The sequence below is a fragment of the Pseudomonas sp. CM25 genome, from assembly GCF_013179705.1.
GTDB lineage: Bacteria > Pseudomonadota > Gammaproteobacteria > Pseudomonadales > Pseudomonadaceae > Aquipseudomonas.
Genome location: NZ_JABMCW010000261.1, coordinates 1 through 7,933 on the forward strand (window position 1 = coordinate 1; position 7,933 = coordinate 7,933).

At 63.0% G+C, this 7,933-nt stretch carries 7 protein-coding genes; 2 read left to right on the top strand and 5 right to left on the bottom strand.

Translation table 11 applies throughout. The annotated features are described in order from the left end of the window. Positions 1-208: 208 nt before the first annotated feature. Positions 209-2,488 carry a phosphoenolpyruvate--protein phosphotransferase gene (gene ptsP, locus HP546_RS22190; protein ID WP_172229469.1) on the bottom strand — a complete coding sequence of 760 codons (2,280 nt, stop codon included), beginning with the start codon at positions 2,486-2,488 and terminating at the stop codon, positions 209-211. Between the two features lie 22 nt (positions 2,489-2,510). Then, on the bottom strand, positions 2,511-2,990 hold the full coding sequence (locus HP546_RS22195) for an RNA pyrophosphohydrolase (RefSeq protein WP_003249017.1): 480 nt from the start codon (positions 2,988-2,990) through the stop codon (positions 2,511-2,513). 141 nt (positions 2,991-3,131) lie between these two features. Here HP546_RS22195 and HP546_RS22200 point away from each other — a divergent pair, with 141 nt between their 5' ends. Continuing rightward, positions 3,132-3,788: an HAD family phosphatase gene (locus tag HP546_RS22200; protein ID WP_172229472.1), complete on the top strand. Its 657-nt coding sequence runs from the start codon at positions 3,132-3,134 to the stop codon at positions 3,786-3,788. Between the two features lie 129 nt (positions 3,789-3,917). Here the strand turns inward: HP546_RS22200 and HP546_RS22205 are convergent, their stop codons facing one another. Together HP546_RS22205 and ilvA are read right to left on the bottom strand one after the other, a co-directional pair. Then, positions 3,918-4,343: a DUF2269 domain-containing protein gene (locus HP546_RS22205; RefSeq protein WP_172229474.1), complete on the bottom strand. Its 426-nt coding sequence runs from the start codon at positions 4,341-4,343 to the stop codon at positions 3,918-3,920. A gap of 148 nt (positions 4,344-4,491) precedes the next feature. Next, positions 4,492-6,006, bottom strand: coding sequence for a threonine ammonia-lyase, biosynthetic (gene ilvA, locus HP546_RS22210; protein WP_172229476.1), 1,515 nt, complete (start codon positions 6,004-6,006; stop codon positions 4,492-4,494). A gap of 134 nt (positions 6,007-6,140) precedes the next feature. Between ilvA and rpiA the strand changes: the two genes are divergently transcribed. Then, entirely contained in the window at positions 6,141-6,815 is a 675-nt protein-coding gene (rpiA, locus tag HP546_RS22215; RefSeq protein ID WP_172229478.1) for a ribose-5-phosphate isomerase RpiA, read from the top strand. Between the two features lie 133 nt (positions 6,816-6,948). On the opposite strand, the gene HP546_RS22220 is transcribed toward rpiA, so the two are convergent. Then, entirely contained in the window at positions 6,949-7,851 is a 903-nt protein-coding gene (locus tag HP546_RS22220) for an SdiA-regulated domain-containing protein (protein ID WP_172229480.1), read from the bottom strand. Positions 7,852-7,933 lie beyond the last annotated feature (82 nt).

Here is a 7,933-nt window from a genome sequence, read left to right on the forward strand (position 1 = left end):
GCAAAAGGCGGCTGATCGAGCGCAGTTTCGGGCCGTTTGGCGGGCATTTGGGGGAAGTTGAGCTGGTGGTCTGAACCTTCGGTGTTGCCTGGGCGGGCCTCTTCGCGGGTGAATCCGCTACCACAGGTTCAGCACAGGCCTCAGGCTTGTAGTAGTCCCTGTGGGAGCGGATTTACCCGCGAAGAGGTCAGCACAGGCAACATCACATTCACAGGGTCTTATTGGCCCCAGGCCCGATCATCCGCGCCAGCCCAAGGTTCTTCAGGGCCAATTGCAGCGAACTGTGGATAACTTGCGGGTTGTCATGGCTCAAGGCGTCGGCCAGCAACTCCTTGGCCTTGCTCATGTTCACCTGGCGCAGCATCCATTTCACCTTGGGCAGGTTGGTGGCGTTCATCGACAGGCTGTCAAAGCCCATGGCCATCAACAGGATCGCCGCAGCCGGGTCACCGGCCATTTCGCCACAGATGCTGACCGGCTTGCCTTCACCATGGGCATCGCGCACCACCGTGTTCAGTGCCTGCAGCACCGCCGGGTGCAGGTAGTCGTAAAGGTCGGCCACCCGCGGGTTGTTGCGGTCCACCGCCAGCAGGTACTGGGTCAGGTCGTTGGACCCTACCGACAGGAAGTCCACCTGCCGCGCCAATTCCTTGGTCTGGTACACCGCTGCAGGAATCTCCACCATCACGCCCACTGGCGGCATGGGCACATCAGTGCCCTCGTCGCGTACTTCGCCCCAGGCGCGGTGGATCAGGTGCAGGGCCTCTTCCAGCTCGTGAATCCCGGAAATCATCGGCAGCAGGATGCGCAGGTTGTTCAGGCCCTCGCTGGCCTTGAGCATGGCGCGGGTCTGCACCAGGAAGATTTCCGGGTGGTCGAGGGTGACGCGGATGCCACGCCAGCCCAGGAACGGGTTTTCTTCCTTGATCGGGAAGTACGACAGCGCCTTGTCGCCGCCGATGTCCAGGGTACGCATGGTCACCGGCAGCGGGTGGAACGACGCCAGTTGCTCACGGTAGATCGCCAGCTGCTCCTTCTCGCTGGGGAAGCGCTGCTGGATCATGAACGGCACTTCGGTGCGGTACAGCCCTACCCCTTCAGCGCCGCGCTGCTGGGCGCGGGCAACATCAGCGAGCAGGCCGGTGTTGACCCACAGCGGCATGCGATGGCCGTCGGGGGTGACGCATGGCAGTTCGCGCAGGGCGTCCAGGCCTTGAGCCAGCTGGCGCTCCTCCTCCACCACTTCGCTGTACTGCTTGCGCAGCACTTCGCTGGGGTTGGTGAACACCTCGCCCTTGTAGCCATCGACGATCAGCTCGATGCCATCGACCTTGGAATAAGGCAGGTCGACCAGGCCCATCACGGTAGGGATGCCCATGGCGCGAGCCAGGATGGCGACGTGGGAGTTGCCCGAGCCGAGTACCGAAACCAGGCCAACCAGCTTGCCTTCCGGCACTTCGCCGAGCATTGCCGGGGTCAGTTCTTCACTGACCAGGATGGTGTTGTCGGCGTACACCAGCGACTGCGAGCGGGCTTCCTGGAGGTAGGCCAGCAGGCGCCGCCCCAGGTCCTTGACGTCCGAGGCGCGCTCGCGCAGGTAGTCATCGTCCATCAGTTCGAAGCGGTTGACGTGCTCGCCGACCACCTGGCGCAGGGCGCCCTGGGCCCATTGGCCGGTCTTGATGACCTCGGTCACCTCGCCGCCCAGGGCTGCGTCTTCAAGCATCATCAGGTACACGTCGAACAACGCGCGCTCTTCCGGGCGCAGCTGGGTGGCCAGCTTGGCCGACAGCTTGCGCATGTCGTCGCGCACGCCTTCGAGGGCGTTCTGGAACAGCTTCAGTTCGGCGTCGATGTCATCGACGGCCTTGTCCGGCACCACCTCCAGGTCGGCCGGCGGCAGCATCACCACCGCACGCCCCACAGCGGCGCCTGGCGAGCCCGGCACACCGACGAAGCGCGCTTCCTGAATACCCTTGCCCTGGCGGCCCAGGCCACGGATCGAACCGGTGGCTTCGGCGTGGGCGATAACCCCGGCGAGCTGGGCGCTCATGGTGACCAGGAAGGCTTCTTCGCCCTCGTCGAACTGGCGGCGCTCCTTTTGCTGGATAACCAATACCCCGACCACTCGGCGGTGGTGGATGATCGGCGCCCCCAGGAAGGAGGCGAATTTTTCTTCGCCGGTTTCGGCAAAGTAGCGATAACGCGGGTGGTCGGCGGCGTTTTCCAGGTTCAGCGGCTCTTCGCGGGTACCGACCAGGCCGACCAGGCCCTCGTTGGGGGCCATGCTGACCTTGCCGATGGAACGCTTGTTCAGGCCTTCGCTGGCCATCAGCACGAAGCGGTTGGTTTCCGGGTCGAGCAGGTAGACCGAGCAGACCTGACTGCCCATGGCCTCCTTGACGCGCAAGACAATGATCCCCAACGCCGACTTGAGATCTTTGGCGGAGTTTACTTCCTGGACGATCTTGCGCAGCGTATTGAGCATGGCTCGGGGTCGAACTCCGTCGTCAGTCGCGCGTCAGCAGACGCGGTGCTAGCTCTTTCAGTGCGCGTCGATACACCTCGCGCTTGAATGTCACAACCTGGCCCAACGGATACCAATAGCTGACCCAGCGCCAGCCGTCGAATTCCGGCTTGCCGGTCAGGTCCATCCGCACCCGTTGTTCATTGCTGACCAGACGCAGCAGAAACCACTTCTGCTTCTGGCCGATGCACAGCGGCTGGCTGTGGGTACGGACCAGGCGCTGGGGTAAACGATAACGCAACCAGCCGCGGGTGCAGGCAAGAATTTCCACATCATCGCGTTCAAGGCCAACTTCTTCGTTCAGCTCACGGTACAGGGCGTCTTCCGGCGTCTCGTCAGGGTTGATACCACCCTGGGGAAATTGCCAGGCATCCTGGTTGATCCGTCGAGCCCATAGCACCTGCCCGGCATCATTCGTGAGAATGATCCCGACATTGGGGCGAAAACCATCCGGGTCGATCACGGCAGCAACCTCGCAAACGCATGTCACCGCATTGTTCCACAAAGCCTGCGAGCGCAGCAACGCGCCCGCCAAGCTTATGTGCAGCAGCGTGAAAACTCCGTATTCTGCGGGCCTACCTTGTGGCTGATGCGAGTGACCGCGATGCGCCTGGCTTTATTCGACCTGGACAATACCCTCCTCGGTGGCGACAGCGACCATGCCTGGGGTGACTACCTTTGCCAGCGTGGCATCCTCGACCCGGTTGCCTACAAGCAACGCAACGATGGTTTCTACCAGGACTACCTCGACGGCACCCTGGACCTGCCGGCCTACCTGGCCTTTTCCATGGAAGTCCTGGCGGCAACGCCTGCGTCCCGGCTCGACGAATGGCACCGCGACTTCATGCGCGACTGCATCGAGCCGATCATCCTGCCCAAGGCCCTGGCCTTGCTGCAGCAGCACCGTGAGGCTGGCGACCAGCTGCTGATCATCACCGCCACCAACCGCTTCGTCACCGCACCGATCGCCCGCCGCCTTGGAGTTCGCGTGCTGCTGGCGACCGAATGCGAGATGCGCGACGGCCGCTATACCGGGCGTAGTACCGATATACCGTGTTTTCGTGAAGGCAAGGTGACGCGGCTGGAGCGCTGGATGCTGGAGAACGGCTTTGATCTTGAGGACAGCTACTTCTATAGCGACTCGATGAATGATTTGCCGTTGCTGCAGCGGGTGACGCATGCGGTGGCGGTGGACCCGGACCCGCTGTTGCGGGCCGAGGCCGGGAAGCGTGGGTGGCCGGTGGTTTCGTTGCGCGATTGAAGTTTTCCTGGGCTGGCCTCTTCGCGGGTAAACCCGCTCCCACAGGTATCGCGCTGCCCTCAGGCATTGTGCAGTCCCCGTGGGAGCGGGTTTACCCGCGAAAGGGCCGGCACAGGCAACCCTGAACTGTCAGACTGGCTTGGCGCCCATCAACCCGGCGATGGACAAGAAACAGACCCCGCTGAACACCGCCAGCGCCAAGGTAAGCCGCAACCCCACAACTTCAGCCTTGCGCAACCGGTTCAGCCGCACCAGCAGCCACCAGACGGCAAACGCGCCCACGGTGTAGATGACACTGGAGGCCAGCACCCAGGTCTGCCCCAGCGGCCAGCCCACCAGGTGTACCAGCCACCAGCCGGTGAACGGCATGCTTGCCAGGCACAGGCCCATCACCAGCCAGACAAACACCAGAGGCCGGCGCAGCAGCTTGGCGTAGGCCTCGGTATCGCCATGACGGCGGGCGCGCACGGTCCAGATCGCCAGGCCCAGGGCGCCCAGCAGCAGCACTGCAGTGGCGATGATATGCAGGGTTTTCAGGGTGGTCAGGTGTTCCATGCTTCTGTTGTCCTTGAGCAGGCCATTTAGCGGTGGCGACTTCGCGGGCTTGCCCGCTCCCACAGGGATATCACAAGGCCTGCTGCCTGCGCAGTACCTGTGGGAGCTGGCTTGCCGGCGATAGGGCCATCAGCCCCAGCTTAGCTGCTCAACCAAGGAAGAGCTTGTACGCCGGGTTCTCGGTCTCATCCCAGTACGGGTAACCGATCTTGGCCAGCGCCGCCGGCACCAGGTGGCGCTCTTCCTCCGGCACCTGCAACCCCGCCACCACGCGCCCGTCCGCCGCACCGTGGTTGCGATAGTGGAACATCGAAATATTCCAGCGCCCGCCCAGCTTGTTGAGGAAGTTGAACAGCGCGCCTGGCCGCTCGGGGAATTCGAAGCGCAGCACCATCTCGTCACTGGCCCCGGCCGAATGCCCACCCACCATATGGCGAATATGCAGCTTGGCCAGCTCGTTATCGGTCAGGTCGGTAACCGGGAACCCCTGCTCGGTCAATTGCTGCACCAGGGCTGCACGGGGATCGTTTTCCGGATGAGTCTGAATGCCGACGAAGATGTGGGCTTCGTCAGAGGTGTGCTTGCGGTAGTTGAACTCGGTGATCTGGCGCTTGCCGATGGCTTCGCAGAAGGCCTTGAAGCTGCCAGGGCGCTCCGGAATGGTGACGGCGATGATCGCTTCGCGCTTTTCACCCAGTTCGGCGCGCTCGGCCACATGCCGCAGGCGGTCGAAATTGACGTTGGCACCGGAATCGATGGCCACCAAGGTCTGCCCGGTCACACCGTACAGCTCGACGTAGCGCTTGATGCCCGCCACACCCAAGGCGCCAGCAGGCTCGGTGATCGAGCGGGTATCGTCGTAGATATCCTTGATTGCTGCACAGATCTCATCGGTGCTGACCGTGACCACGTCATCCACATACTGGCGGCAGATATCAAAGGTGTGCTGCCCGATCTGCGCCACCGCCACGCCGTCGGCGAACAGCCCTACCTGCGGCAATACCACGCGCTCACCGGCCGCCATGGCCGCCTGCAGGCAGTTGGAATCGTCCGGTTCGACGCCGATCACCTTTATTTCCGGGCGCAGGTACTTCACGTAGGCCGCAATGCCGGCGATCAGGCCGCCACCGCCCACCGGGACGAAAATCGCGTCCAGCCGGCCAGGGTGCTGACGCAGGATTTCCATGGCCACGGTGCCCTGCCCGGCGATGGTGTGCGGGTCGTCGTAGGGGTGGATGTAGACAAAGCCCTTTTCATCCACCAGCTTCAGCGAATAAGCCAGCGCCTCGGGGAAGGAGTCGCCATGCAGCACCACCTTGCCACCGCGCGAGCGCACGCCTTCGATCTTGATCTCCGGGGTGGTCTTTGGCATCACGATGGTGGCCTTGATGCCCATCTCGCGCGCGGCCAGGGCCAGGCCCTGGGCGTGGTTGCCGGCCGAAGCGGTGACCACGCCACGGGCCAGTTCTTCCGCCGTCAGTTGCGCCAGCTTGTTGTAGGCCCCGCGAATCTTGAACGAGAACACCGGCTGCAAGTCTTCGCGCTTGAGCAGAATCTGGTTGCCCAGGCGCTTGCTCAGCTGCCCGGCGCTGTGCAGCGGGGTTTCGACGGCAACGTCATAGACGCGCGAGGTGAGGATCTTCTTGACGTACTGTTCGAGCATCGGGAAAGCATCACTGGGCCGCGGGACAAGGGCTGGGAGTCTACCCCAGCGCTACGTCGGGCGACCACAGCAAAGCCGTGCGAGCCGTTATACTAGGCAACTTTGAAACCGCCCCTGCCCCTCCCGGAGCCCGCATGACCCAGGACCAACTCAAACAGGCCGTCGCCCAGGCCGCTGTCGACTTCATTCTGCCCAAGCTGGATGACAAGAGCGTTGTCGGCGTCGGTACCGGTTCGACCGCCAACTTCTTCATCGACGCCCTGGCTCAGCACAAGACCGCTTTCGACGGCGCAGTGGCCAGTTCCGAGGCCACTGCCCAGCGCCTGAAGGGCCATGGCATCCCGGTCTACGAGCTGAACAGCGTCAGCGAGCTGGAGTTCTATGTGGACGGCGCCGACGAGAGCGACGCGCACCTGAACCTGATCAAGGGCGGCGGCGCAGCCCTCACCCGCGAGAAGATCGTCGCGGCCGTGGCCAGAACCTTCATCTGCATCGCCGACGGCAGCAAGCTGGTACCGGTTCTGGGCGCCTTCCCGCTGCCGGTCGAAGTGATCCCGATGGCGCGCAGCCACGTGGCACGTCAACTGGTCAAGCTGGGCGGCGACCCGGTGTATCGTGAAGGGGTATTGACCGACAACGGCAACGTCATCCTCGATGTGTACAACCTGCAGATCACCAACCCGGTGGAACTGGAAGCGCAGATCAACGCCATCGTTGGCGTGGTGACCAACGGCCTGTTCGCGGCGCGGCCGGCAGATGTACTGCTGCTGGGTACCGGCGAAGGCGTCAAGACCCTGAAGGTCGAGTAGTCCCCGGCGAGGGCTTTGCCCTCGATTCGCAGCACAAGGCTTCTCCTACAGAAGGCCGCAGGCACTGGATCTGATGCGGTCCTTGTAGGAGCAGCCTTGTGCTGCGAATGGGCCGCAACGCGGCCCCAACAGCTTAATTTGGCGACTGCTTGAACACATAGAACAGGTTCGGCTCACTGACCAGATAGATGGTCCCCGCCTCATCCATCGCAATCCCCTCCGCCTGCGGCACCGTCGCCTGCAAACCCTGAAAACCCTTGCGCAACGACAGGGTACTCAGCGGCCTGCCTTGCACATCCAGCTCCAGCACCAGCCGCGACTCATCCGACAACGCCAGCAGGTGCCCGCTGCGCTCATCGAACTGCAGACTCGACAGGTCGCGCACGAACAACCGCGAATCGCGTTTGTGGTCCTGCACCACATGCACTGCGTAGGGCTTCTCCGGGTTTTCATGAGGAAACCCATGCACCTCATAGATCAGCATCGGGTCACGTTCCTTGGCCACGAACAGGCGCTTGCCTGCCGAATCGTAGGCCAGGCCCTCGAAGCCCTTGTTGCCGTTCAGGCCAATGCCCAAGGTCAGCTGTTCGGCGTCACCGGCGTCGAGGAACATCGTGTCGTCCTCCAGGCGCACGCGAATCAGCCGCTGCTGGCGCTCGTCGGTGATCACATAACTGTTGGGCCCGATGTACTCCACGGCTTCCGGGTCACCAAAGCCGGTCAGCGGCACCCGGCGCAGAATGCGGCCTTCAAGCGACAGCTCGATCAGCTCCGAGCGGGCATTGGTGACAGTGAACAGGGTCTTGCGGTCGGGGTCGTAGGTCAGCGCCGAAAGGTCGTCATCCAAGCCGTCGACCGGCTGCGCCTCTACCACTACCCGGTAGCGGTCAAGGCCGATGCTCTGCTCGGCGGGCTGCCACCACGCCTTCAGGTTGAACCAGCCGCGCTCGAACAAGCGAAACTCCTGCCCGGCCCAGCCAAGCAGGAACACGCCGATAACGGCCACAACAAGGAACAGGCGAACAAAACGGCGCATAAGGCAGACTCGGCACAAGGGTGGCGAATCTAACCATTAATGGCTGAAACATAGCTTAATGCCAGCGTCAGAAAAGCCTGAA

Bases quoted from the DNA above. Each gene is read 5' to 3' on its own strand.
- ptsP (WP_172229469.1), bottom strand. From the start codon at position 2,488: ATGCTCAATACGCTGCGCAAGATCGTCCAGGAAGTAAACTCCGCCAAA.
- HP546_RS22200 (WP_172229472.1), top strand. From the start codon at position 3,132: ATGCGCCTGGCTTTATTCGACCTGGACAATACCCTCCTCGGTGGCGAC.
- HP546_RS22205 (WP_172229474.1), bottom strand. From the start codon at position 4,343: ATGGAACACCTGACCACCCTGAAAACCCTGCATATCATCGCCACTGCA.
- ilvA (WP_172229476.1), bottom strand. From the start codon at position 6,006: ATGCTCGAACAGTACGTCAAGAAGATCCTCACCTCGCGCGTCTATGAC.
- rpiA (WP_172229478.1), top strand. From the start codon at position 6,141: ATGACCCAGGACCAACTCAAACAGGCCGTCGCCCAGGCCGCTGTCGAC.
- HP546_RS22220 (WP_172229480.1), bottom strand. From the start codon at position 7,851: ATGCGCCGTTTTGTTCGCCTGTTCCTTGTTGTGGCCGTTATCGGCGTG.